The sequence below is a fragment of the Dehalococcoidia bacterium genome, from assembly GCA_030018455.1.
Taxonomy (GTDB): Bacteria; Chloroflexota; Dehalococcoidia; order DSTF01; family JALHUB01; genus JASEFU01.
Map to the genome: position 1 here is coordinate 201,418 of JASEFU010000001.1, position 22,885 is coordinate 224,302.

The 22,885-nt window shown below is 64.4% G+C and carries 28 protein-coding genes; 10 read left to right on the forward strand and 18 right to left on the reverse strand.

Going from position 1 to position 22,885, the window contains the following annotated elements:
* Positions 1-18: 18 nt before the first annotated feature.
* Genes nuoL through ndhC form a run of 8 tightly spaced genes read right to left on the reverse strand, consistent with a single transcriptional unit; the run spans position 19 to position 6,286 of the window.
* Positions 19-1,938, reverse strand: a complete 1,920-nt coding sequence (gene nuoL / locus QME71_00975; GenBank protein MDI6856879.1) for an NADH-quinone oxidoreductase subunit L — start codon at positions 1,936-1,938, stop codon at positions 19-21.
* Positions 1,939-2,130, reverse strand: coding sequence for a hypothetical protein (locus QME71_00980; protein MDI6856880.1), 192 nt, complete (start codon positions 2,128-2,130; stop codon positions 1,939-1,941).
* A 3-nt stretch (positions 2,131-2,133) separates the two neighbouring features.
* A complete protein-coding gene (nuoK, locus tag QME71_00985; protein MDI6856881.1) occupies positions 2,134-2,448 on the reverse strand; it encodes an NADH-quinone oxidoreductase subunit NuoK in 315 nt (104 codons plus the stop codon).
* The gene (locus tag QME71_00990; GenBank protein ID MDI6856882.1) at positions 2,448-2,939 is read right to left on the reverse strand and encodes an NADH-quinone oxidoreductase subunit J; all 492 of its coding nucleotides are present in this window, start codon (positions 2,937-2,939) and stop codon (positions 2,448-2,450) included. Before QME71_00990 ends, nuoK begins: the two co-directional genes overlap by 1 nt.
* A 30-nt stretch (positions 2,940-2,969) precedes the next feature.
* On the reverse strand, positions 2,970-4,289 hold the full coding sequence (gene nuoH / locus QME71_00995) for an NADH-quinone oxidoreductase subunit NuoH (protein MDI6856883.1): 1,320 nt from the start codon (positions 4,287-4,289) through the stop codon (positions 2,970-2,972).
* On the reverse strand, positions 4,289-5,395 hold the full coding sequence (locus QME71_01000) for an NADH-quinone oxidoreductase subunit D (protein MDI6856884.1): 1,107 nt from the start codon (positions 5,393-5,395) through the stop codon (positions 4,289-4,291). The genes nuoH and QME71_01000 overlap by 1 nt, the downstream gene beginning before the upstream one ends.
* Positions 5,396-5,896: an NADH-quinone oxidoreductase subunit C gene (locus QME71_01005; GenBank protein ID MDI6856885.1), complete on the reverse strand. Its 501-nt coding sequence runs from the start codon at positions 5,894-5,896 to the stop codon at positions 5,396-5,398.
* 18 nt (positions 5,897-5,914) lie between these two features.
* Positions 5,915-6,286, reverse strand: a complete 372-nt coding sequence (gene ndhC, locus QME71_01010) for an NADH-quinone oxidoreductase subunit A (GenBank protein MDI6856886.1) — start codon at positions 6,284-6,286, stop codon at positions 5,915-5,917.
* Between the two features lie 286 nt (positions 6,287-6,572).
* Between ndhC and QME71_01015 the strand changes: the two genes are divergently transcribed.
* The 8 genes from QME71_01015 to QME71_01050 all read left to right on the forward strand — a co-directional run bounded on the left by QME71_01015 (position 6,573) and on the right by QME71_01050 (position 12,866).
* On the forward strand, positions 6,573-7,172 hold the full coding sequence (locus tag QME71_01015) for a hypothetical protein (protein ID MDI6856887.1): 600 nt from the start codon (positions 6,573-6,575) through the stop codon (positions 7,170-7,172).
* A gap of 59 nt (positions 7,173-7,231) precedes the next feature.
* Positions 7,232-8,056, forward strand: coding sequence for a hypothetical protein (locus QME71_01020; GenBank protein ID MDI6856888.1), 825 nt, complete (start codon positions 7,232-7,234; stop codon positions 8,054-8,056).
* 33 nt (positions 8,057-8,089) lie between these two features.
* Positions 8,090-8,998, forward strand: a complete 909-nt coding sequence (locus QME71_01025) for a hypothetical protein (protein ID MDI6856889.1) — start codon at positions 8,090-8,092, stop codon at positions 8,996-8,998.
* Positions 8,999-9,209: 211 nt separating this feature from the next.
* Positions 9,210-9,890 carry a PHP domain-containing protein gene (locus tag QME71_01030; protein ID MDI6856890.1) on the forward strand — a complete coding sequence of 227 codons (681 nt, stop codon included), beginning with the start codon at positions 9,210-9,212 and terminating at the stop codon, positions 9,888-9,890.
* Positions 9,891-9,977: 87 nt separating this feature from the next.
* Positions 9,978-10,472 carry a MaoC family dehydratase N-terminal domain-containing protein gene (locus QME71_01035; protein MDI6856891.1) on the forward strand — a complete coding sequence of 165 codons (495 nt, stop codon included), beginning with the start codon at positions 9,978-9,980 and terminating at the stop codon, positions 10,470-10,472.
* Positions 10,473-10,483: 11 nt separating this feature from the next.
* On the forward strand, positions 10,484-10,903 hold the full coding sequence (locus QME71_01040; protein MDI6856892.1) for a MaoC/PaaZ C-terminal domain-containing protein: 420 nt from the start codon (positions 10,484-10,486) through the stop codon (positions 10,901-10,903).
* Positions 10,904-10,937: 34 nt separating this feature from the next.
* The gene (locus QME71_01045) at positions 10,938-11,855 is read left to right on the forward strand and encodes an SDR family NAD(P)-dependent oxidoreductase (protein MDI6856893.1); all 918 of its coding nucleotides are present in this window, start codon (positions 10,938-10,940) and stop codon (positions 11,853-11,855) included.
* 90 nt (positions 11,856-11,945) lie between these two features.
* Positions 11,946-12,866: an SDR family oxidoreductase gene (locus QME71_01050; protein ID MDI6856894.1), complete on the forward strand. Its 921-nt coding sequence runs from the start codon at positions 11,946-11,948 to the stop codon at positions 12,864-12,866.
* A gap of 65 nt (positions 12,867-12,931) precedes the next feature.
* Here QME71_01050 and QME71_01055 read toward each other — a convergent pair whose 3' ends face one another.
* From QME71_01055 to QME71_01065, 3 genes are read right to left on the reverse strand one after another with little or no spacing between them, the layout of a single operon-like run.
* Positions 12,932-13,471 (reverse strand): GNAT family N-acetyltransferase, encoded by a 540-nt coding sequence (locus QME71_01055; protein MDI6856895.1) that lies wholly within the window; start codon positions 13,469-13,471, stop codon positions 12,932-12,934.
* Complete coding sequence (locus tag QME71_01060) at positions 13,468-13,947, reverse strand: NUDIX hydrolase (GenBank protein ID MDI6856896.1); 480 nt, start codon at positions 13,945-13,947, stop codon at positions 13,468-13,470. The genes QME71_01055 and QME71_01060 overlap by 4 nt, the downstream gene beginning before the upstream one ends.
* A 10-nt stretch (positions 13,948-13,957) precedes the next feature.
* Entirely contained in the window at positions 13,958-14,890 is a 933-nt protein-coding gene (locus QME71_01065) for a HEAT repeat domain-containing protein (GenBank protein MDI6856897.1), read from the reverse strand.
* 156 nt (positions 14,891-15,046) lie between these two features.
* On the opposite strand from QME71_01065, the gene QME71_01070 reads away from it, so the two are divergent.
* Both QME71_01070 and QME71_01075 read left to right on the forward strand, forming a co-directional pair.
* Positions 15,047-15,310, forward strand: coding sequence for a UxaA family hydrolase (locus QME71_01070; GenBank protein MDI6856898.1), 264 nt, complete (start codon positions 15,047-15,049; stop codon positions 15,308-15,310).
* Positions 15,307-16,473, forward strand: a complete 1,167-nt coding sequence (locus QME71_01075; protein MDI6856899.1) for a UxaA family hydrolase — start codon at positions 15,307-15,309, stop codon at positions 16,471-16,473. The genes QME71_01070 and QME71_01075 overlap by 4 nt, the downstream gene beginning before the upstream one ends.
* A gap of 16 nt (positions 16,474-16,489) precedes the next feature.
* Here QME71_01075 and QME71_01080 read toward each other — a convergent pair whose 3' ends face one another.
* The 7 genes from QME71_01080 to QME71_01110 all read right to left on the reverse strand — a co-directional run bounded on the left by QME71_01080 (position 16,490) and on the right by QME71_01110 (position 22,869).
* Positions 16,490-17,503, reverse strand: a complete 1,014-nt coding sequence (locus QME71_01080; protein ID MDI6856900.1) for an NAD(P)H-dependent glycerol-3-phosphate dehydrogenase — start codon at positions 17,501-17,503, stop codon at positions 16,490-16,492.
* Position 17,504: 1 nt separating this feature from the next.
* Positions 17,505-18,143: a glycerol-3-phosphate 1-O-acyltransferase PlsY gene (plsY, locus tag QME71_01085; protein MDI6856901.1), complete on the reverse strand. Its 639-nt coding sequence runs from the start codon at positions 18,141-18,143 to the stop codon at positions 17,505-17,507.
* The gene (gene der, locus QME71_01090; protein ID MDI6856902.1) at positions 18,144-19,469 is read right to left on the reverse strand and encodes a ribosome biogenesis GTPase Der; all 1,326 of its coding nucleotides are present in this window, start codon (positions 19,467-19,469) and stop codon (positions 18,144-18,146) included. It lies immediately after the preceding gene.
* 25 nt (positions 19,470-19,494) lie between these two features.
* Positions 19,495-20,739 carry a CdaR family protein gene (locus tag QME71_01095; protein ID MDI6856903.1) on the reverse strand — a complete coding sequence of 415 codons (1,245 nt, stop codon included), beginning with the start codon at positions 20,737-20,739 and terminating at the stop codon, positions 19,495-19,497.
* A gap of 74 nt (positions 20,740-20,813) precedes the next feature.
* Complete coding sequence (gene cdaA / locus QME71_01100; protein MDI6856904.1) at positions 20,814-21,602, reverse strand: diadenylate cyclase CdaA; 789 nt, start codon at positions 21,600-21,602, stop codon at positions 20,814-20,816.
* Between the two features lie 8 nt (positions 21,603-21,610).
* Positions 21,611-22,564, reverse strand: coding sequence for an ornithine carbamoyltransferase (argF, locus tag QME71_01105; protein MDI6856905.1), 954 nt, complete (start codon positions 22,562-22,564; stop codon positions 21,611-21,613).
* A gap of 68 nt (positions 22,565-22,632) precedes the next feature.
* Positions 22,633-22,869 (reverse strand): hypothetical protein, encoded by a 237-nt coding sequence (locus QME71_01110; protein ID MDI6856906.1) that lies wholly within the window; start codon positions 22,867-22,869, stop codon positions 22,633-22,635.
* Between the last annotated feature and the right edge of the window lie 16 nt (positions 22,870-22,885).

Consider the following 22,885-nt stretch of genomic DNA (forward strand, 5'->3'; position numbering starts at 1 on the left):
TCTTACCCTCTCGCTCCGCTAGCCGTTCACGACGATGATCGTCCCGATGATGAAGAGCAGGCCGGCGATCGCGACCACCGCGTAGCCCTGCAACTGACCCGCTTGCGCCAGCCTGAGCGTCGCGCCGCCGCGTCGCGCGAGCTGCGCCACCCCGTTCACGGCCCCGTCGACGACGTACTTGTCAAACGTGGCAAGTACGAAGCCGATGCCTCCGTACAGCACCTTCCCTACGATGATGTTCTCGTAAAGGTGGTCCAGGTAGTACTTGTTGACGACGAGCGTGTGCACCGGCCCGAACGCCTTGCGCAGCGCTTCTGCCGACACGACTCGCGCCCCATAGATCATCCAGGCGCTCCAGATGCCGAGCAGCGCCAGCGCCGTCGACCCGAGCGCGATGGGCATGCTGAACGCCGCCTCGTGGAGCTCGTGCAGCTCTTCGGGCAGCGCCCCTCGCAACAAATGGCTTATGCCGTCGCTGATGTTCGCGAAGCCGGAGAGCACTGAGGGCACCGCCAGTACCAGCAGGGGAACCGCCATCACCCACGGAGACTCGTGCGGCCCGTGCGATTCGCCGTGCGCCGCGTGGCCCCCCTCCGGCTCCTCGCCCCCTCGGTACTCGCCGGAGAACGTCATGAATATCGCCCGGAATATGTAGAATGAGGTCAGGAAGACCACAAACATCGCCAGGAAGAAAAGGGCCTTATTCTCGCCCCAGGAGTCGCCGAGTATCTCGTCCTTGCTCCAGAACCCGGCGAAAGGGAACACGCCCGCCAGGCTCAGCCCGGCGATGGTGAAGGTCGCGAACGTGATGGGCATGAAACGGGCCAGGCCGCCCATCTTCCGCATGTCGAAGGTGTTCGTCGCGTGGTTGACGCTGCCCGACCCGAGGAAGAGGAGCGCCTTGAAGAAGGCGTGGTTCATCAGGTGGAAGATAGCCGCCACGTAGGCGCCGACGCCGAGCGCCATCATCATGTACCCGAGCTGGCTGATTGTTGAGTAGGCGAGGACGCGCTTGATGTCCGTCATCACCACGCCCATCGTCGCTGCGATGAGGGCGGTGATGCCGCCGACTGTCGCGACCGCCAGCCGCGCGTCGTCCGACGCCTCGAACACCGGGAACATGCGACCGACGAGATAGACGCCGGCCGCCACCATCGTCGCGGCATGGATGAGGGCGGACACGGGCGTCGGACCTTCCATCGCATCCGGCAACCACACGTGCAGCGGGAACTGCGCCGACTTGCCGGCCGCGCCCGCCAGCAGCCCCAGTGCGAACACGGTTATCACCCCTGAGCTGAGGGCACCCGTTATCGCCAGGTGCTGGATCTCACCGATGTCAAACGTGCCCGACTTGGCGAAGATGAGCAGTATCGCCCCCATGAAACCGAGGTCGCCGAAGCGGGTGACGATAAACGCTTTCTTCGCGGCGGCGGCCGCCGACGGCTTGTGGAACCAGAACCCGATCAGCAGGTACGAGCACAGCCCGACCATCTCCCAGAACACAAACACGAACAGCAGGTTGTCGGCGAGGACGAGCCCGAGCATCGCCGCCGTGAACAGCGACATGTAGGTGAAGTAACGCGAGTAGCCGCCATCGCCGGCCATGTACCCCTGCGAGTACACCTGCACCATCAGCGAGACGCCGGTAACGACGATGAGCATGACGCCGGTGAGGCCGTCAACGGTGATGCCCACATTGACGGTTAGCGCCCCCACTTCCAGCCACTTGTGCGGCCCGAACCCGAGGTCGCCGCCGTCTGACTGGATCACGCTGTCCAGCGCCCACAGCGAAAGCACAAAGCCGGCGCCTATGGCGGCGATGGTCACGTAGCCCGCCGCCTTCGAGCGCGCCGGCAGGAACAAAGGTATGATTACAAACGATGCCAGGGGCAGGAAGAAGATCGCCCAGACCGCCCCTTCAGGAATCGTCGGCAGCATCTATATCTTCCTCAGTATCTCGTCCGCCACGTGCGTCTTGCTGTCGGGCACCCAGAGCTCCCGCGGGCTGAGCGCGGGCTCGGCCGACTCCAGCGGCGGCACGACCCTCACGGCCAGCCCTTCCGCTGCGAACAGCTCCTTCCACGCCTCAGCGATGTAGGCGTTCTTGACTTCCATCAGCTTAGCCCACATCCGTCACCACCTCAGCAGGTTTATGCGGTCGACGCTTATCGTCTCGCGGCTGCGGTAGATAGCGACCGCGAGCGCCAGCGCGACCGCCGCCTCTGCCGCCGCCATCGTGATCACGAACACGGCGAACACCTGGCCGTCGATGGGCCGCGGCGAGTCCGCGAAACGCGAGAAAGACACGAGGGTAACGTTCACCGCATTCAGCATGAGCTCGATGCCCATGAGGATGCCGATAGCGTTCCGCTTGCCGAGCGCCAGGAAGAGACCGATCCCAAAGAGGATCGCCCCGACAACCAGGTAATGCTCGAGCCCTACCGACATCAGTCCTCCCGCACCAGCACGATGGCGCCGATCATCGCCACGACCAGCACCAGCGACGCGATCTCGAACGGCAGCACGAAGGGATCGAGAAGCGCCTCGCCCAAAAGCGTCGCGGTCGCCGGGAAGGGCCCATCGAGCGCCTCGCTCCACTCTGTGCTCACCGCAATGAGCCCGATCGTCGCCGCCACCAGACCGCCCAGCACGATGGCGGGCAGCCTGAAGAGCGTCTCGCTATTGTCGCGCGCCGTCCGCGGCGTCAGCATGATGGCGAATATCATCAGCACGGCGATGGCCCCGGCGTAGATCAGTATCTGCACCATCGCCACGAAGTCAGCCGAGAGGGTTATGTAGAGCCCGGCGACGCCAACGAGCGTCAACACCAGGAAGAGCACCGCGTGCACCAGGTTGCGCACGATGGCGACCATCAGCGCGGAGCCGACGGTGATCGCCGCCAGTCCCCAGAACGCGATTACGACTCCCGGTTCGTCCACTTCGTCACCCGTAATGAATAATCCGCGCCATCAGCCCGACCCCGATCCGCCGGCGACCTCTTCGACGGCCGGCGCAGGAGCCGGCGCCCACGACCGCCGGGCGGCAGGCACAGGCGGAGCGTGCTGCGCGAACACAAGGCCGCTATCGGGAACGAGTACGGCCGCCTTCGGCAGCTCGTCGAAGTGGAACGACATCAGCTTCGTCCAGGCGACGACGAGCGCCCCCGAGAGCGCTACATTGGCCACTGCGAAGACCGGCAACACCACCGCGGCGCTCAGCTCGTACTCCTCCCAAACCAGCACCTCGACGGCGACCAGGAAGACGTTGGCCAGCGCCAGAGGCAGCATGATCTTCCAGGCGAACCCAAGAAGCTGGTCGATGCGGAGCCGCGGCAGCGTTCCCCGCATCCATATGAGCACCATGTAGAACGCGTAGAGCTTACCCAGGAATATCATCCAGCCGGGAATCCAGCGGTCGAGGCCAAACAGCCACCAGCCGCCGAAGAAGAGGGTGGCGACGATCCCCGAGATGGCGACGGCGTTCACGAGTTCGACAGCGTAGAACAGGCCGAAGCGCATCCCTGAGTACTCAATATTGTACCCGGCGACGATTTCCGATTCCGCCTCCGCGATATCGGTGGGCGTGCGGTTCAACTCCGCGGTGGCCGAGAACAGGTATACGAACAGCGCCAGCGGCTGCAGGACGATCAGCGGCACCCGGTAATCGTGCTGCCACTCGACGATGCCGTTGAGGCTCATCGTCCCCGCGAACAACACGACCGCCAGCAGCGTCAGCACCATCGGTATCTCGTAGCTGACGAGCATGGCGATGACCCGCATCGAGCTGATAAGCGAGAACTTGTTGTTCGATGACCAGCCGGCCATGAAGACGCCTATAGCGGTGATAGAGGAGACGGCAAGCATGTAGAGGACGCCGACATTCAGGTCGACGAAGGTCATCCCCCGCCCGACGGGAAAGACCGCGAAGACCAGTATCGCCGGTATGTAGACGACGATGGGGGCGAGGATGAACAGCGCCTTGTCCCAGCGGCGCGGAAACAGCGCCTCCTTTAGCATCAATTTCAGCATGTCGGCTATCGGCTGTATGAGACCAAACGGACCCAGGCGGTTGGGGCCCAGACGCGCCTGTATGCGGCCGATGGCGCGTCGCTCCAGCCAGACGTTGAAGATGGCCGTGCCTGCTGCAAGCCCGAATATCGCCGCTCCGCCGATGATTGCACTGACGACGTAGACCAGCCAGTGCGGCCCCCAGTCACCGATCCACTCCAGCAACTGCTCGACGGCGTACGAGAGATCGCGGATGTCGTACCACTGGTAGAGGACCGGCATCAGCGGTCGACCTCCCCCAGCACGATATCGATGTTGCCCAGCGTGATGATGGCGTCGGCTATTGTCCCGCCGACAAGCAGCTCCTTCAGTACCGAGAGGTTGATCAGGGAGGGCGCGCGTATCTTGAACCGATAAGGCGTGGGGCCGCCATCGCTCACCAGATAGAACCCGAGCTCGCCCTTCGGCGCCTCGATGCGGGCGTACGCCTCACCGGCGGGCGGGCGCATCGCCAGCGGCACGTTGACCTTCACCGGGCCGCCGGGGAGCTGTTCCACCGCCTGCTCTATGATACGCACGCTCTGCTTGAGCTCCTCCAGCCGCACGACAAGGCGGTCGTAGTTGTCACCGTTCACGCCTACGGGGATGTCGAACTGCATGCGGTCGTAGACACAGTAGGGGTCGGCTTTGCGGAGGTCCCAGGCGACGCCGCTCGCCCGCAGCATGGGGCCGCTCATCGAGGCGTTGATTGCCAGGTCGGCGGGGAGGACGCCGGTGCCGCGAGATCGCGCGAGGATGATCTCGTTTTCCAGCAGCAGATCGGAGTATTCCTGGATGCGCTCGGGCATCTCGTCGAGGAGCCTGCGAAGCGCCGGCAGAAACTCGGGCGGCAGGTCGAAGGCTACGCCACCGATACGGATGTAGTTGGTCGTGAGGCGTGCGCCGCACGTCATCTCAAACAGGTCCAGCACCTTCTCCCGCTCGCGGAACATGTACATGAGGGGCGTGAAGTAAGTGCCGATGTCGTTGGTGTAGGCGCCGATTGCCATGGCGTGGTTGGCGATGCGTTGCAGCTCCGCCATGATCACCCGAATGTAGTCCGCCCGCTCCGGCACCTCGATCCCCGCCAGCTTCTCGACGGCGAGACAGTACGCCAGGTTGTTCGACATGGCGGACAGATAGTCCATGCGGTCGGTGAAGGGGATGTTCTGGATGTACGTGCGCTCCTCCGCCAGCTTCTCCATGCTGCGGTGCAGGTAGCCGACCACCATGTCGACGTCCGTGATCCGTTCGCCGTCCAGTGTGACGCGCATGCGGAAGACGCCGTGCGTGCTCGGGTGCTGCGGCCCGAAGTTGACTACCAGCGGCTCGGTGGTGACGTCCGGCATCTAGGCCTCCGCCCCGACGCCGGGGAAGCGGGGGAGCCCAGGCTTGAAGCCTCCCGGCAAGTTCAAGAAGTCCTTTCGCAGCGGGTGCCCGGCATACCCCTCCCACAGCAGGATGCGCCGCAGGTCGGGGTGGCCGCTGAAGCGGATACCCATCAGGTCATAGACCTCGCGCTCCTGGAGGTTCGCGCCACGCCATATTAACGCTACCGACGGTACCTCCGGGTTCTCGCGGTCCGCCGGACGCGTCTTCAAGACCAGCATGTGGTTCCTGGTCAGCGAGGCGAGGTGATAGACGACTTCGAAATGGTCGATGTAATCGACCCCGGTGATCGATATCAGGTACTTGCAGTCGAGCTCGGGGTCATCGCGAAGGAATGCGGCGACCGGCGCCAGGCTCTGCGGCTCAATCATCACCCATCCGGACGCCTCTTCGAGGACCGCGTCGGGGAAGCGCTGGCGAATCGCCTCAGCGACCTCGGGTCCGGCCAGCTCTCTGGTCATTAACACTCCTTCGGCGGCCTAGCGCCACTCCAGCGCCCGCTTGCGCCAGGCATAGACGTAGCCCACGAGCAGGATGAGGACGAACAGCAACGCCTCGATAAGCCCGAAGAACTTCACCTGCCGGAAGGCCACCGCCCAGGGATAGAGAAAGATGACCTCTACGTCGAACACGACGAAGAGGAGCGCGAACATGTAGTAGCGCGGGTTGAATCGCACCCAGGTCTCGCCCTCAGTCTCGACCCCGCACTCGTACGTCTCTTCCTTCACGGGGTTGGGGTTTTGCGGCCGCAGGCGAAGGATACCCAGGGCATAGGACAGAAGGAGAGCGCCAACAGGAAAAGCGAGAGCGAAGAACAGGAGGATGCCGATTCGTCCGTACTGCTCGAGCAAAGTCCAGTCTCGTTTGTGAAATCTATCTTTTTCTAGGGCGACGGAAGTATAGCATAAGGGTTAGATAGGGGCAACACAGAGGCAACACACACGCACTTGTCTTCCATCTGCCTCGAGACCCAAACGAGATTCCCTTGCGGCCTTGACACACTGCGCGCACACGGCTATTCTAACGCCGATATTACCTTAGAAAGGAGGGGACCCGTATAAGACAGTAGAGCGCGTGTCACGGTTGCCGTTGGCCCGGCGAAGGCAGCGCCGATTCGTGGCACAAGGATGTGCGAGCGTGCGACGCGCGATTGACCCCACAAAGAAGAGTCTGAGACGCTTCGTTTTGGTGGTACTGTCCCTGCTACCTCTCGTTCTTTTCGGCGAGCTTAAGCCTCTCGATCCCCCTTCAGCATTGGCGAACCACGCAAATGGCCATCTCAGCGATGGAATAGGGTTCCAATACCTGGCTCCCAACGAGTATGGCTTTCTTCCCGTCTACGTGCACTCCGGCGTTGGCAGCATAGGCACGGACGCGGTCAACGACTGGAACAGCAGAGGGCTTCAGTATTTGGTTCGGCACGTAACGGTGATTGCCAGTGACCCAAGCTATGCCCTCGCTGAAGTCAGATGGAAGTGGCAGCCCAGTGCGTTCGGGCAGGAGTATACCGACAAGTGCAACGAGTTCTTCAGCGACCCCAACAACGCGTGGGCCTACGCCGCGACCATGATCAAGGACAGTGGGGGGTGGTGGCGTGGGTTCGACACTTCTGGGTTCATGAACCAGCACCCGGGTTATCCATTCTATAGGGCTAGCATCTGTCTTAACTCAGACTACGCCATCATAGGGGACACGTGGCCCACGAGCTGGGACACGCGTTGGGGCTGGACGACGTGAACTGGAACCGAGGGCCTGGGGACATGGGGCCATGCGCTGAAACAAAGAAGGACTCCATTATGGCCTACAACTATGCGGCATGGAGCACTCAATGGCCCTCCGACTTGAAACCGACAAGGGAGGACCTGGTGGGCGCATGGGTTTGTAACTTGTCCTACCCCGCCGGGCTCGACTACGTGTACCAGTACACCACGACGCCTGGTTGGGGGAATCCCGTCAACATTGACGTCCGCGTTGGTTACATGAACGGCACTCTCAACCCCGTCCGCAACAATGGGACCGATTCGGTCAGGTATGGCATGACCATCGCGAACTTTAGCAACGTCACTGTTTACAACGTGAAGGCAGTGATACATGCTCGGAACGGGGCGAGATACGAGGTGCGCACGGCATCGTCTCTCTCCCCTGGAGCAAGTACTTCGATGGGGTACGCCCCTTATCTTACGTACGGGGGCTGGGCCGATGGTTCAATAGACCCGGTGAACTTTGGGGGAGAATACTACATTACACCAGCAAGCAAGAGTGGCACCATCAATTACGTTACTGGAGAAGGCCTGGCGGAACGGGTGGTAACCAACCTGAGCCATACCCGGGTGCAGTTCATGGAGACGAACGTGAATCCCGTCAACCAGAACGCCCCCGTTACGTTCAGGATACAGGTGTGCAACGTGCTCTACGCGGGGCCTGCGAACGTCAGGCCGGTCATTTACTCTGACGGCAGGCACAACCTAAGCTGGAGCTGTCTGTCCTTCCTGCAGTGCACGCCAGTTAGAAACTACGTTGAGTACTACGGTTGGACGGGAATCGACTGGGTTGGGTTCGCAGGAGAGCGGGACGGAATGGGCCTCGTCCCGTATCAGTATCTGTGGCAGCAGATTAGATAGTCCGGCGCGGTCGGGTCAGGAAGGAGACGTACAATGAAGCACCAGCTAAACATTCTGGCGGGTTTCGCCGCAGCCGTAGTGTTGACAGCAGTCGGCACCTATGCTGCGCGCGCGGAAACCCCCCAGCCGGCTTCCACGCCATCGGTAGTAGCCACCGAGATTCCGACACCGGTCTTGCCGACAGTGGCTCCAGAGCCCGAAGGGCCGCCCGTGGCGAAGTTCTCCGGCTCCGCCTGGGTGAACGCGCAGCCTTCCTTCGAGCCGGTGACGGCCCAGATCGGAGACACCGTGTGCGGCGAGGCGGGTCCGGTGGTTGCGGGAGGGGGCACGCCGTTCTTTGTGCTGTATGTCGCCTCGGATGAGACAATTCCGGGCTGCGGCAAGCCGGGTGCGGAGGTCACCTTCTTCATCGGTGGCAAGCGGGCAAACCAGACGGCGCAGTGGCAGGCAACGGAAGGGCTCATGTCCCTCGGCTACCTGGTTGTGGGACCGCCCTTCGCGGTCTTCGGCGGCAAGGTAACGTTGACGGAACCTCCATCACAGCAGGAAGTGGTGCCCTTCATCGGCGCCGTGCCCTGTGGCTATCAAACGAATCCCTGGGTGGGCGAAGGCCCAGTATATGGGTACGCTGTCGTCGTGTACCCGAGGGAGCTCGTGGACGGTTGCGGTGTCGACGGGGCTGAGGTCACCTTCAAGCTGGTGGATCAAACGACGCGAGAGGTCGTGGCCGAGGCGATTGGCAGCGCGATCTGGCGGCCGATGGCTTCTGAAAGCGACGTTAACCTCGTGTTCACTGCCGTGCCTCTTGCCGAAATGCCGGTCGCAGGCGGTGGCGGCGGCCGTCACTTCAACTGGTGGGCGCCGGCCCTTGCGGCTGGCGGCCTGCTGGCCCTGGGAGTCGCCACTATCTCGCTCGGCAGGAGATCGGCTAAGACCGTCTGACGCGTGTTACTTCAGTTGTGCGCGAGGGGCCGCTTCCCGAGGGAGCGGCCCCTCTTTGGTTGGGCATGCCCGGTGTTCTGAATACGGCATCGGTGCTTTGGACTTCATGCCGGGGGCGGCAAGTCCCAGCAGCTAGCTGTTAGCGACACAGGACAGTGGCCTCGTTTGACACAGCCTCAACATCGCGATGATACTTGGTCGATCGCGTCTCATGCTTATCGACCTGCACGCCCACACGCAGCCCATCTCCTGGGACTCCGACCTCACCCCTGACGAACTGGTCGAACTGGCGAAAGCCGCCGGCCTCGACGGCGTATGCCTCACCGAGCATGACGCCTTCTGGGATCCCGCCGACGTCGCCGCCCTCGCGCGAAAGCACAGCTTCCTTGTCCTCCCCGGCGCTGAACTGAACACGGAGATCGGACACGTCCTCGTCTACGGGCTCGACCGCTTCGAGTGGGGCATGCACCGCATCGACAAGCTGGCGGAAATGGTGGACGCCGCCAACGGCGCCATGATCGCCGCCCATCCCTACCGTCGTTACATGCCCTGGTACTACCTCGAGGAAGACGACCTGAACGCCACCCTTCAGCGGGCGCTCAGGAACACCGCGTTCAAGCGTTGCGTCGCGCTGGAAACGGCGCACGGCCGCGCGTCACGGGAGCAGAACGACTTCTCCCGCCGCCTCTGCGACCTGCTCGGCATGCGGGGCGCCGGCGGCAGCGACGCCCATCAGCCGTCACACGTTGGGCGCTGCGCTACCCGCTTCGAGCGCCGCATCAGCGACCTGGCGGGCCTCGTCGAAGAACTGAAGGCGGGGCGCTTCGAGGCGGTGCAACTCCGCGACGACCCCTCGCAAAGCGGGCGCGCAGGCCACCCCAGGCCGCGTTAGTAGCGTTTGACACTGGTCCGGCCTTCGAAGTATCCTCATGCCGCTAGTGGCCGTGACGCAGGCAACGCCAGGAAGGAGGCAAGGAACGTGACGCAAGAATCGCTGATCACGGACGAGATGCGGGCCGTTATCGGCAAAGAGAGCGAGCCGATAACCATCGAGGTCGAAAAGCACCCCATCCGCATGTTCGCCCGTGCCGTCGGACACACCGACCTCATCTTCTACGATGAAGAGTACGCCAAAAGCAAGGGGCACCGCAGCCTCGTCGCGCCGCCGGGGTTCGTGGGCCACGCCGTGCACCGCCCCGACAGGCCATCGGGCATCATCGGCTCTTCCGTAACCCGCGCTCCCGAGATCAGGGTGCAGTTCAAAGGCGTACTGAACGGGGGCACCGAATTCGAGTACTACGGCGAAGACATCTGCGCCGGCGACGTCCTGACCGGCAAGAGCAAGGTCATCGACATCCGCGAGCGCACAGGCGCGATGGGCAAGATGCTCATCGTCGTCTCCGAGACAAACTACACCAACCAGCAGGGCAAGCTGGTCGCCACCCAGCGCGGCACCGCCATCATGTACGTGTAGAGGAGGCAGAGATGGCTCAGGTCTACTACGAAGACGTCAACGTCGGCGACGAGATACCGAAGCTGGTGAAGAACTGCAGCACGCAACAGCTCGTCATGTGGGCGGCCGGCTCCGGCGACTTCTACCAGATCCACTACGACAAGGATTTCGCGCTTGGCAACGGGCTCCCCGGCCTCATCGTCCACGGAGCGCTCAAGCACGCCTTCCTCGGACAGATGCTGCACGACTGGCTCGGCGACGGCGGCCGGATCAAGAAATACGGCTGCCAGTACCGCGGCATGGACTTCCCCAACCAGGACATCACCTGCCGCGGCGTCATAACTGCGAAGTCCGAAGGCGGCATCGTCGAATTGGACATCTGGACGGAGAACCCGAACGGCGACAAGACCTCGCCGGGCAAGGCGACGGTCATCCTGCCGTCGCGCGGCTAGCCGGCTGGATGGCATTCCCATCGGGAGATAGCTCTTGACCAAGGCTTTGGAAGGCAAGGCAGCGGTAATAACCGGTGCCGGACGGGGGATTGGCCGCGCCATCGCTCTCCTCTTCGCGAAGGAGGGGGCGCGCGTCGTCGTCAATGATGCCGGCGTCGGCCCCGACGGCGTCGGCCACGATAACGGCCCCGCCGAGACCGTCGCGGAAGAGATAAGGAGGGACGGCGGCGAAGCGGTCGCCAACTATGACTCGGTGGCGAGCATGGAGGGCGGCGAGCGCATCGTCCAGGCCGCCCTCGACGCCTTCGGCCGCATCGATATTCTCGTGAACAACGCGGGCATACTGCGTGACCGCCTCTTCGTCAACATGAGCGAGGAGGACTGGGACGCCGTCATCGCCGTCCATCTCAAGGGCACCTTCGCCTGCACGAAGGCGGCGGCCACCGCAATGCGCGGCCAGCGTTATGGCCGCATCATCAACACGTCGTCCTCGTCGGGGCTCATCGGCAACGCCGGCCAGGCAAACTACGGCGCCGCCAAGGCGGGGATCGCCGGCTTCACGCGTGTCGCCGCCCGCGAGCTGGGACGCTTCGGCATCACCTGCAACGCCATCGCCCCCATGGCGGCGACGAGGCTCACCGAGGGGATGATCGAGCAGGCGGCGAAAATCGGCCTTATCATCCCCGAGCCGGAGTACGTCGCCCCGCTCGTCGCCTACCTCGCCAGCGACAGCGCCTGGAACGTGAACGGGCAGGTCTTCTACGTGTTCGGCGGCAGCATCTGCCTCTGCCAGCAAGCAGTGCCCTACCGCACCATCTTCAAGCAGGAGCGCTGGACGCTCGACGAGCTGGTGCAACTCGTGCCCCAGCAGTTGATGGGTGGAATCGCGAACCCTGCGCCACCGGCCGAACACCTGCGCCCCGGCGCGACAGCGACGGCGGAGGGCGGTTAGAAGAGCGGCCGACAGGGGCAGGGCTCCCCGCCTGCGACGGGTAGGCGTCCCCGCCCGGAGTTATAGCGCCATCCAAGGAGACAGAAACGAGTGGGAGAGCGACTTAAGGGCAGAGCGGCAGTAGTTACCGGTGCCGGCCGTGGCATCGGCAGAGCGGTCGCGCTGGCGCTGGCGGCGGAGGGCGCATCGGTCGTCGTCAACGACCTCGGCGCCGCCGTCGACGGCAGCGGCGAGAGCACGGGGCCCGCGGACAATGTCGTCGACGAGATACGGACCGCCGGCGGCAGCGCCGTCGCCAGCTTCGATAGCGTGGCCACTCCCGAAGGCGGACAAGCCATCATCCGGACGGCTCTCGACAACTATGGACGTGTCGACATCCTCGTCAACGTTGCCGGCATCCTCCGCGACCGCGCGCTGCTCAACATGACGGAAGAGGAGTGGGACGCAGTGATCGCCGTCCACCTCAAGGGCCACTACTGCACCTGCAAGCCCGCCGCCTCTCAGATGCGGCGCCAGCGCTTCGGCCGCATTATCAACTTCTCCTCCGCTTCGGGGTTCATCGGCGCGCACGGGCAGGCGAACTTTGCGGCCGCGAAGTCGGGCATCGTCGGCCTGACGCGCGTGCTCGCCCGCGAACTGGGGCGTCACGGCATCACCTGCAACGCCATAGCTCCCGTGGCGGAGACGCGCCTGACGGCGCCCATCAGCGAAGCGGCGCGCCAGATGGGGGAAACGCCGCCCAAACTGGGCGACCCCATGCAGGTGGCGATGATGGTCTGCTACCTGGCCACGGAAGACGCCTGGAACGTAAACGGCAAGCTTTTCTACGTGTCCGGCGGCGCCATCTCCCTCGCCTACGACGAGGACATGGGCCGAACCCTCACAAAGGACGGGATGTGGACGGTGGAGGAGCTGGCGGGCCTGCTTCCCGGACGGCTGCTTCAGGGGGTGCCGAATCCCGCGCCGCCGCCCGAGCTGGAGATACCCGGCCGTCCCACCGGCACCGCCTGAGGCTCCGACCCGACAGGGGTCGGGGTGAACCGAGAGCCGCCGGAGTGAGGCGGGGAGGCCCGCGCCTACTCGAGGGAAAGCCACTCCTTGCGAAGCTCCATCAGGAAGAACGTCCCATTGCTGCGACGCGACGTCCCGATAAGCGCGAACCCCGCCTTCTCGAACGAACGCTGCGCCCGGCGGTTCCAGTCCAACGTCTTCAGGTACAGCCTGGTGAGCCGCGTCTGCGTGAAGAGGTATCGCGCGAGCGTCTTAAGGGCGTCGGAGCCGAAGCCGCGGCTCCAGTAACCGCGGTCGCCGATCGTGATCCCGACCTCCGCCTCGCCTTTCACGTTGTCGATGTTGTAGAACATCACGTTGCCGATGTGCCTGCCGTCCTGATCATCGATGGCGAGGGTGCGCCTGAAAACGCTGGGGTTAGCGAGGTCGTCATCGTACAGGGCGAGAAAGTCTTCGAAAGAGGCGCTCAGGGGCTTGGCCGCGTCGTAGGCCGCCAGTTCGGGGTCTTTGCGCCAAGCGTAGTCATCAGCGGCGTCTTCCCTGCGCTTTTCGCGAAGGACGACAAGCTCCCCGCGCGCAATCTCGCCCTCAACCACCGCCCTCATCTCGCCGCGCCTCCACAATCAGAAGGACCGCCCACAGCCATTTCCTCCGCCCTGCGCACGATCTCAGCCTCGTTGGCGTACGTCAGTCTGCGGCACGCTTCTTCCACGGGCAGCCACTCCACCCTATCGTACTCCTGGTCGTGGTCCGCCAGGCTCCCACCGGTGGGGACAAAAAGGAAGTGGTGCACCGTCTTGTGATAGCGGACCCCCTCATCCTTTCGTACGAACCAGTAGCGGATGCTCCCGATCTTCCGCTGCGGCGCGACTTCGAGCCCCGTCTCCTCCCGGACTTCTCGCGCTGCAGCGGTGGCCAAATCTTCGCCGGGCTCAGGCGCCCCCTTGGGCAGCCCCCAAATCCCCTCCTGGGTGCGCCCGCAGACCACAACTTCCATGCCCTCCCGCCCGACGCGATAAACGACGCCGCCGGCGGAGGTCGCCGAATCCGTCCGCAGAGCGGGGGTTCGCCTGTTCGACAATTTCCGCCCCCTAGCTGAAGTTGAACCCGAGCGGGTCCTCGTCGAAGTCAATCTGCTCGAGGGCAGATGCGGCCGCGTCGCGCACGCGCCCCTCTGGATGGCGCGTCAGGCGTTTCAGCGCCGCCTTCGCCTGGTCGCCGCCGATCTCGCCCAGAGCGGTGACGGCCGCCTCCTGCACCTCGGCGTCTTCATCCTCCGTGAGCGATATCAGCTCCGGCACTGCCGTCTCGCCGCAGACGAAGGCGCAGGCGTTAGCCGCTTCGTAACGCATCTCCGGGTCGTCGCTGCTTAACTCCTGAATGAGTATCGGCGCCCAGCGCGGGTCACAGTGGCGCCCCATGGCGTGGACCGCGCTCACGCGCATCCGGTGATTGGAGTCACGGTACGCCTCTTCAATGCTTCGCCGCACCCAGGGAACGCTTCTCGCGCCCGCGGATTCGAGCGCGCGCGCCCGCACTTCGACCTTCTCCTCGGGATTCTCGATCACCGCCTGAAGGGCCCGTTCCACACGCCTGCTGTCGCTATCGCTCAGGCGCTCGAATTCCGCTTTCATCACAAAGCTGCCCAGAGCGAGCGCCGCCTGCGCGCGCACCGCAGTGTCGGGGTCCTGTTGCAGCATATCGATGAGGGACGAGATGAGGTCTCGTCCCTCGTACTCCCAGAGCCCTTGTATCGCTGTGAACCTGACTTCGGCGTCCTCGTCTTTCAAGACAGCCATGAACACGGCATCGAAATCAAGCTCAATGTTGTCTTCCGCCAACTCGACGAGCCATCTCGCGATCTGACGGCGGCGCCGCACCTCCGTGTGGTCCCACGCGCCGCGAAAGCGCGCGATCTCATCAGCGCCGAGCGACGAAAGGACCGTCAACCGCGAGGCGAGAAGGGGCATGGACGAGTCCTCCATCTCGCTGAGGAAATCGCTGAAAAACGAATCAGGCGTCATCCGTCCGGCCTTCGACCCACGTCCTGATCCAGTCTAGACAGGGGCAAAACGCCTTGTCAATGACGGACTGAACAAAGAGACGCCACGGCCGCCAGCGCGGCCGGTGACGATGGGAAGGGAATTGACCGAGCCGGCCACACGACCTACAGTGGTGCCGTGCCTGTTCGCGCGACCCGGATCAATCCAGTAGACAACGTCGCCATCGTCACCGCCGACGTCAGCGAGGGCGAGCTTGTCCGCGTCGACGGCGGCATCGAGCTCCGCTCAACGGAGGCGGTGCCCCGCGGCGGCAAGATAGCGCTGTCGCCGATCCCCGCCGGCAAGGCTGTCCTGCGTTATGGCGAGGAGATCGGCGTTGCCCTGACGGATATCGCCGCCGGGCAGCACGTGCACACCCATAACCTGGGCGGCGGCAAATGAGCGACGTGTTCACTTTCGAGGGCTGGCGCCGGCCCGACGGGCAGATCGGCGTGCGCAATCACTGCCTCGTGCTGGCCACCGTCGTGTGCGCCGCCGGTGTCGCGCGCGAGGTCGGGCGGCGTCTGCCCGATGTCGCCGTCGTAGAGCACCCCCACGGCTGCGGGCGCGGTCTGCCCGATATCGGCCTCCAGATCAAGACGCTCGCCGGTATCGTCAACAACCCCAACGTCGGCGGCGCGATACTTGTCGGCCTCGGCTGCGAACCGCTTTCCGTCGATGTCCTGACGGCGGCCCTCGGCGACAACAAGAAGCCGCTCCAGGGGATCGTCATCCAGCAAGCGGGCGGCTCTCAGAAGGCGGCGGACCGGGTGGAGGCGATGGCCCGCGAGATGATGGCCGAGCTGGCGTCGATGCCGCGTGAGAAGGCTTCCCTTGCCGATCTAACGGTCGCGCTGGAGTGCGGCGGCTCCGACACCTTCTCCGGCATGACCGCAAACCCCGCCGTCGGCAGCGCCGTCGACCGCATCGTCGAGATGGGGGGCGCCGCCATCCTCTCCGAGACGACGGAGATGATAGGCGCCCTAAACCCTCTGCTGCGCCGCGCCGAAAACGACGAGATCGCGGCCCAGGTCAAGCAGATGGTCGACCGGCAGGAAGCGGTGACCCGTCAGATGCTGGGCCCTCTCGCCGACCGCGTGCTCGCGCCCGGCAACGTGGAGTCGGGCCTCTCCACCATCGCCGAGAAGAGTCTCGGCTGCATCGCCAAGGGCGGAAGCAGTCCCATCCGCGAAGTCGTCGGTTACGCGGAGCGGCCGACAAAGCGCGGGCTAGTCCTCATGGACACGCCCGGCTTCGACGCCGAGAGCATTACCGGCATGGCGGCGGCAGGGGCGCAGGTTGTCATCTTCACAACCGGCAGGGGGACGCCCGTCGGCTTCCCCATCGCGCCGGTGATAAAGGTCTCGTCGAATAGCGAGCTGTTCCAGGCGATGCCCGACGATATCGACGTCGACGCGGGGACGGTGCTGAGCGGAAAAACGATAGGCGAGGTCGGCGACGAGATATTGCGGCTGCTGGTGCGCGTCGCGGACGGCGAGAAGACGAAGGCGGAGACCAACCGCCAGGAGATATTCGCCATCGCCCAGACCCACCAGGCCTTCTAAGCCGCCGGACGGAGCCCTACTGCACCCCGTGTAGCTCGTGCTTCGGCGCCCGTCCCATCAGCTCGGCGACGCCCTGCCGCGGGTCCAGCCCCTCGAACAGCACGCGGTACATTTGCTCCGTAATCGGCATCTCCACGTTCAGGCGGCGCGCCAGGTTGCGCGCGGCCACCGTCGTCGTCACCCCCTCCGCCGTCTCCTGCAGCGACGCCAGCACCTCCGACAGCGGGCGTCCTTTTGCCAGCTCCACACCGACGGTGTGGTTGCGGCTGAGCGCGCTGTAACACGTCGCCATGAGGTCGCCGACGCCGGCGAGGCCGATGAACGTCAGCGGCTTCGCGCCCGCCGCGACTCCCAGGCGCGCGATCTCCGCCAGCCCGCGCGTCAGAAAGCCGGCCTTCGCGTTGTCGCCGTAGCCCAACTCATCGCACATCCCGGCGCCGATGGCGATGATGTTCTTGAGGGCGCCTGCAAGCTCGACGCCGGCGACGTCGTCGTTCGTGTACACCCGGAGTGTGGGGCCCATGAACATATTACGCACCGTCTCCGCAACGGCGAGGTCACGGGAGGCGATGATCGTCGCCGCCGGCAGCCCGCGCGCGATCTCGCGCGAAAGGTTGGGGCCCGAGAGCACGCAAAGAGGCGTCGGCGAGGGCAACTCCTCTTCGATGAGCTCCGACATCCGCTTGCCGCTATCCGCCTCCAGCCCTTTCACCGCGCTCAGGACTATCGTTTGTGGCTCGAGATGGGGGCGCATCCACCGCAGGTTGTCGCGCATCGATGCCGACGGCACGGCGATCACCGCCAGGCTGGCGCCGGAGAGCGCCTCCGCCATGCCGTGCGTCACGGCGAGCTCCGGCGGAAACGCCAGGCCCGGCTGGCGGGCCGCGTTCTCGCGGTCGCGCCGCAGCCGCTCTGCTTCCTCCTCTTCCCACGACCAGAGGCACGTAGGCAAGCCGCGCTTCGCCAGGAGCACAGCCAGAGTCGTCCCCCAGGCCGTAGTGCCGATGACCGCCGCCTTCTCGATACCCACGTCAGCCGTCCCCCGAAGTCGGGCCGCCCACCTGCTCCCGCTGCCCGATCTTCCTTTCGGTGCCCGCAAGCAGCCTTTCGATGTTGTCGCGATGAAGGACGATAATCAGCGCGGCCACGATCAGCGCGAAGACGGCGTAGGCGTAGGGATGAACGCCGGCGATCGCCAGCGCCACGAACACGCCCGCGGCGATGGCCGCCATCCCAACCGACATCAGCGACATGTAGCGCGTCGTGGCAACGATCAAGATGGCGACGGGGATCAGCGCCACGCTGGCGAGCGGGTCCATCGCCAGCACGGAACCGAAAGCGGCCGAGACCCCACGTCCACCCCGAAAACCGACGTATAGCGGCCATACGTGTCCCGCCACTGCCGCCAGGCCCGCGACCACCTGCACGTACGGCTCATCGGATATCGCGCGGGCCAGCAACACCGATGCAGAACCCTTTGCGACATCGAAGACGATCACCGCAACCGCCGCTGCCAGTCCGAGCGTCCGCAGCACGTTGGTGCCGCCGGTCTTCTTGCTCCCGTACTCGCGTATGTCGATGCCGCGCGTCACCTTCCCGATGACGTATCCGGCGGGGACAGAACCGAGCAAGTATCCAAATACAACGGCGACCAGGTATTGCCAGACCATCTAGCCCTCGCTCCGACTCTTGAACACCAGCTTGATCGGCGTGCCGGGAAAGCCGAACGCGCGCCTGAGCTGGTTCTCGATGTAACGCTGGTAGGAGAAGTGCAGCAGGGATGCATCGTTGACGAAAAAGACGAAGGTTGGAGGCGCTCTTTCGGCCTGGGTCGCGTACAGCACCTTCAGCCTCCGGCCGCGCACCGAAGGCGGCGCCCTCTCTCCGACAGCCCGCCGCACCACGGCGTTCAGCTCGCCGGTGCTCACGCGCTTCTGCCGCTCCTCACCTGCCTTCACCGCCTCTCGCAGCAGGCCCTCGATCCCTGTCCGCTCCTTCGCGGAGACGAAGCAAACGGGCGCCCAGGGCGCAAAACGCATCCGCTGCCGCACCAGACGCTCGAACGCCTTGCGGGTCGCGGGCGACTGGTCCATCAGGTCCCACTTATTCGCGACGAGCACCAGCCCCACAAGCGCATCGACGATGTCGCCCGCGATGTGCGTGTCCTGCGCAGTGATCCCCTGGGGCGCGTCCATCAGCAACAGGCCCACCTCGGCTCTCTCGATTGCCCTGCGAGCGCGCAGCACCGAATGCTTTTCGACGCCCCGCTCGATGCGGCCGCGCCGCCGTATGCCCGCCGTGTCCACGAGCAGCAGCCGCTTCCCTTCGAACTCGAACACCGTATCGACCGCGTCGCGCGTGGTCCCCGGCTCTTCGCTGACGATGACACGCTCCTCCCCCAGGATAGCGTTCAGCAGCATCGACTTCCCCACGTTCGGCCGCCCGACGATAGAGACCGCCAGGGCCGCTCCGGCTTCGGCGGCGACTTCTGAGGGCAGCATCTCAACCAGCATGTCCATCACGTCGGCGACGCCGTGCCCGTGGTGAGCGCTGACGGGAATCGGCTCGCCGAGGCCCAGCTCGTAGAACTGGACCGCCGCCTCGCGCCGGGCCTCGCTCTCGGCCTTGTTGGCGAGAAGGAGCACCGGCTTAGCGGTACGTCGCAGCACCTCCGCGACATCAAAGTCACCGGCTGTCGGTCCGTCTCTCGCATCCACGACGAACAGCACTGCCTGCGCTTCGTCAAGCGCTGAGGCGACCTGCTCGCGTATCAGCGTTATGTAAGGTAGTGAGCCGTCGAGAAGGAGGCCACCCGTGTCGACCAGGCGAAAGCGGCGCCCCCGCCACTCGACGTCGCCGTAGAGGCGGTCGCGAGTGGTGCCCGGAAGTTCTTCGACCAGCGCCTTGCGGCCGCGCAGCATCCTGTTGAAAAGGGCGGACTTGCCGACGTTGGGCCGGCCCACAAGGGCGACTACGGGAGGGCCGGGAGAAGCCAAGATAGTCCCTCTTCTTCGCGGTCTGCTAGGGCCGCTGAACGGCCACCAGGACCTCGGCAGGGTCCACTTTCACCAGTTGCGTTCCTGCCGGAACCTGAATAGTGGGGGCGAATCTGTAGGCGGCGGAAGGAAGGTTGGAGACATCGACGGAGGCCGTGACGCTGCCCGGTGAAAGCGATTGCAGCAGAGGCATATCACCCCTTAGAGTGACAAGCACTGTCGGCGGATTCAATTCCACCCTTGAGCCCGATTGAGCGCCGTTGACCGTGACAGCGACGCTCAACGCCGTTTCCCCTGGCGCGGGCGCGACCGTCACCCGCACGACCACCTCGTCGCCGCCGACGGCGCGCGCTCCTTCCGGGAGCCGAAGCTTCACACTGCGCACTACGTCGGACTCGGCGCCATCGACACTTATGTCTTCCGTCGTCAGGACATCTATCGATTGCAGCACTTCAACTGAGGCAGTCACCTGCACAAAGGGACGATCGATTTCCACCTTTACGGCGCGATAGCCCGCGGCAACGTTCCCGGATATCTGCGGATTCACTATGAAGGTGACGGTGAACTCATTCTGAACGATTTCCAGGCTGACGCGCGCCATGCCGGGATCGAGAGTTACGCCCTCAATCTCTCCCCCTTCCGAGTCGCGAGCGGTCAGGGCAAAGTCCTGGTCTAGACTGACGCGTATTCCCGTCAAGTTGACATCCGCTTCGGCCGCCGCCACCCTCTCAACGAGACTGGCGGGCCCCGAAACCTCGACTTCTTCCGGCGAGAAGCGGGTAGAGGCGAGAGCGTAGCCCAGGGGTGTGGCGCCGACCGGCTTGACCTTTACGGGGACAGTGCTCGTCATGATAGGCTCGAGGTTAACGGTCACGCGGGCGGGCTCGATGGTCTCTATCTTGACGTTGCCGCGTTTCACGTTGACGCGGACGGGCACACTCGCCTCCCTTTGCTTTATGCCGGAGAGATCGGCCACTGCTTCGAAATCATCGACCGAAAGCTTGTCCCAGACGTCCTTGTCGGCTGTGATCCTGACGCTGACGTTCGATGGGTCAGATATCTTGGACACCGCCAGTCCCTCGGGGACGTTGACAGTTTGGACGGAGATCGGGCTGGGGAAGTAGTCGGTGCGCGACTCGCTTTCGACATCGATGACGAAGAACCAGATGGTCACGGCGAGGGCCAAAGACAGGAGCCCCAGCGTCACGTTGCCGGCGATTACCGATGCCCCTTCGCGGAGAACGCTCAGGAGATTGCCGAGGATGCGCACTGTATCCGCCTCTAACTTCTGTTCTGGCGCCGCGTCGTCGCGTCGAAACCGCCGGCGGCGGCGCCTGACTTCACTTACCGATTCTTCGGTGTCAATCCCAGTATACTGATCAGGCTCGCCCTGAGCCTTCCTTCGTCCAGACGGTGGAGCATACGGCCGTCGGACGCGAGGCAGATCTGTCCCGTCTCTTCCGAGACGACCACGGAAATGGCGTCCGTCCGCTCGGTGATCCCGAGCGCCGCGCGATGCCGGGTGCCCATTTGCCCGTGGCGCGCGTCCTCCGCCAGGGGGAGTGTGCAGGCGGCGGCGATGACGCGGTTTTCGCGCAGGATCACGGCGCCGTCATGAAGGGGAGAGTTGGGATAGAAAATGCCCTCGAGGAGCTCCGCTGAAGGAGCCGCATCAACGCGGACGCCGGTATCAATGTAGTCCTGAAGACCCGTCTCGCGCTCGAGGACCAACAGAGCGCCGTGTCGCCGTTCGGCGAGATTGCCGGCGGCCTGGGTAAGGGCGTCGATAACCGCCTCGTAGCTGGGCCGGCCTATCCAGGCGCGCCTGCCTGCACGGCCGAGCCGCTCCAGGGCGCGTCGCAGCTCGGGCTGAAAGACGATGGGGACAGCGATTGCCAGCCCGACGAGCGAGTTGCGGAGCAGGAAGTTGAGAACACGCAGATCGAGGGCGCGCCCGATGACAAAGGCGCCAATGAGAACGATCGCACTGCCGCGGAGGACAGCCATCGCGGTGGTGCCGCGCAGCAGCAGGAGCACCCAGAAGATGAACGCGGCTATCAGGAGGATGTCGATGACGCTCCTCGCGTCGAGCCGTCCCAGGTTTTCCCCGATTGAGTCAAGCAGTTCTTCCAAACGGAGCCTCACTCAGAAGCTTTGTCTGTTCCAGCAACCGGCCCGTATTCGTCGGCGAGCAGAAGCGCGAGAAGCGCCCGCTGCGCATGGAGGCGGTTTTCCGCCTGATGAAACACAACGGACTGCTCTCCCTCGATGACCTCGTCCACTATTTCTTCGCCGCGATGGGCGGGCAGGTCGTGCATCACTATCGCCTCGGCGGGCGCGTGCGCCAGGAGTTCCCGGTTGACCTGATAGTCCGCGAACGCCTGCATTCGCGCCTGATAGCTGTCCTCTTGCCCCATGCTGATCCATACGTCCGTGTAGACGACGTCAGCCTTGCGCACGGCCTCCGATGGGCGCCGCACTATCTCGACGCTCGCTCCGTTGCGGCCGGCCCAGCGCTGGGCCTGTCGCAAAACATGCTCCGGCAGCTCGTAGCCCTCGGGCGAGGCCATGATGAAATTCATTCCCATCATCGCCGATGCCTGGGCAAGGGACGATGCCACGTTGTTGCCGTCGCCGATGAAGGCGAGGGTGAGGCCTCTGAAGTCGCCCTTGCTTTCGTAGATCGTCAGCAGGTCGGCGAGGGCCTGACAGGGATGCTCCTCATCCGAGAGGGCGTTGATCACCGGCACGCTAGCATACGTGGCGAGGTCGACGATGGTCTGTTGCGTGTAGGTACGGGCGGCGATGGCGTCAACGTAGCGGCTGAGCACTCGCGCCACGTCTGCCACCGGCTCCCGTGTGCCAAGCCCGACCTCGCTTTGCCCGAGGTAGACGGTCTGCCCGCCCAGTTGCTGCATGGCGACGTTGAAGCTGACGTGGGTGCGCAGCGAGGCCTTTTCGAAGAGGAGGGCCAGCGTCTGCCCGGCAAGCAGCTGGCGATAGCCGCGCTGCTTCATGTAAATCGCCGTATCGATGACGCGTTTCACTTCCTCCGGCGTGAGGTCGGCTATCGAGATGAGGTCTCTTCCTCGCACGGGCAAACCCTTTCGACAAGTCGAAAAAAGTATAGCATAGCGATCTTTGACGATGTATCCTTCCACGTTCAGATGCTATCGAGGGCAGGGTCCGGGCGCAACGTGAGGCGCGAGGCGCAGAGCAGCCGTGGTGCGCGGTGGCGCCGCGCCCGCGAAGCGGGCAGGCTGTCGCCCAGGGCGACAGCCTTGAGCGCCTTCGGCGCTCGCGGCGCCACCACGCACGACGCCTGCATTCCCCTCACCACACCACCCCCGCTACCGGCCGGAAGCCCGCGCGTCCCTTCCGCCGAAACCACCGCAGTCACCGACCCGCAGCGACCG